Annotated in this window: 2 protein-coding genes; both read right to left on the bottom strand. The window is 27.6% G+C overall.

Features of this window, described 5'->3' with window-relative positions; translation table 11 throughout:
* Positions 1–192: 192 nt before the first annotated feature.
* Positions 193–1,107 (bottom strand): hypothetical protein, encoded by a 915-nt coding sequence (locus Q428_RS14000; protein WP_051515194.1) that lies wholly within the window; start codon positions 1,105–1,107, stop codon positions 193–195.
* Positions 1,108–1,137: 30 nt separating this feature from the next.
* The coding region (locus Q428_RS15555) for a hypothetical protein (RefSeq protein WP_201769308.1) at positions 1,138–1,467 on the bottom strand (330 nt) is incomplete at its 5' end.

Genomic DNA, 1,467 nt, shown 5'->3' with positions numbered 1-1,467 from the left:
TATAATTAATATCATTTACAAAAATACCAGTCAACTAATATCATTGCTTAGTCGACTGGTACTTTTAATTATAATCTAGCCTCTTATAACTTATTTGCTTAGAACCTATTTATTCCAGTATATTTTTTAATAAGTCATAAGTCATGTGTCTGTCATTCTTGTTGGAATTTTTATTCATTACCTTATTCGTCTTTATAACCATTTATACATATTGTTAACATGTTGAAGTCCATCATCGAATTCCTGCTTAAAATCATTAAATTTATGTGAATAATGTTTTTTATCTAAAAAGCCAACATATCCAAGTCCGATACAAGGTGATAAATCTCCATCAATAATATTCGTACCAACAAATGTAAAAGTTTTAAGATTACCCATTTCTTTAATAAAGTTAATTGATGGAATTTCACCACACTCTGAAAAATCTAGCAACACAAGATTTTTTAAACAAGTAACATACTCATGGTTTTTTATATTTTTACAATGTTCAATTCTTAAATTTTTAAGTGAATTACTTATTCTTTCAAGTTCATCAATTCTTTCTAAAGACTTAATATAATATAGTTGTAAACATTGTAATTTCATCAACTCACCACAACCTTTTAATGATGTTAGCACTGATTGTGTTAAAACTAATACCTCTAAGTCATTTAAGCGAGATAATTCCTGTAAATCTCTACTTTCAGGCTTATATTTCCATAATCTAAGCGACTTTAAACTTCGACATTCATTTAATCCCTTTATATTTTTGTTCCAATTTCCAATAGATAATAACTCTAATTTGCTAAACTCTTTAAGATTTAGTTCCGAACGAAATCCTTTAGTAAAGAGATTGTCTGAATGAAGAGCTTTTAAATTATTAAGGTTATATAAACCTGAATAATCTATGTTCATACTTTCAATACGCACTGTATCTACATTAGGACAACTTCGTAAAAAGTTAATATCAGCATTAATATAATACCTTGGACTAAAGCATACAGACTTTATATTATTATCATTAATATAGTTAATACATTCATTTATTCTTTTCTCTTCAATAAATATTGTATTATATTCATTCATTTCATAAAAAGTTCTACAAAACTTAAATCCTTCTTTTATCATTTGAACATCTGCCTTCCATATAAAATGTAATTAATAATGACCATATCTTGAATAATATAATTTCCTGCCTGGACTATGTCTCATATTATAATTCATAATATCTTCAGGACCACCAAAAAATCTTAAACGTCTATATTCATCAATAAATGCTTCTTGATTATTAGCTGCTGGCTTCCATTTAATTTTTACTGCATCATCACCATGTTTTCTGCTAAGTCTTCGTGCTGATTGTTTCGCTCTACTAAGAGGACCTTTTCCATGATATGTCTTACCACTCTTAAACTTTATCGAATATGAACCTGTACATTTATTATGCACAAGCACACTACTATCACTTACATAGTACGTATGCCAGTCCTT

The organism is Fervidicella metallireducens AeB (assembly GCF_000601455.1).
Classification (GTDB): Bacteria; Bacillota; Clostridia; order Clostridiales; family Caloramatoraceae; genus Fervidicella; species Fervidicella metallireducens.
The sequence above is the reverse complement of the archived record's forward strand: the minus strand, read 5'-3'. Positions and strand labels throughout refer to the sequence as shown.

What these genes read in the sequence shown, in the direction of transcription:
- Q428_RS14000 (WP_051515194.1), bottom strand. Translation starts at nt 1,107, where the DNA reads ATGATAAAAGAAGGATTTAAGTTTTGTAGAACTTTTTATGAAATGAAT.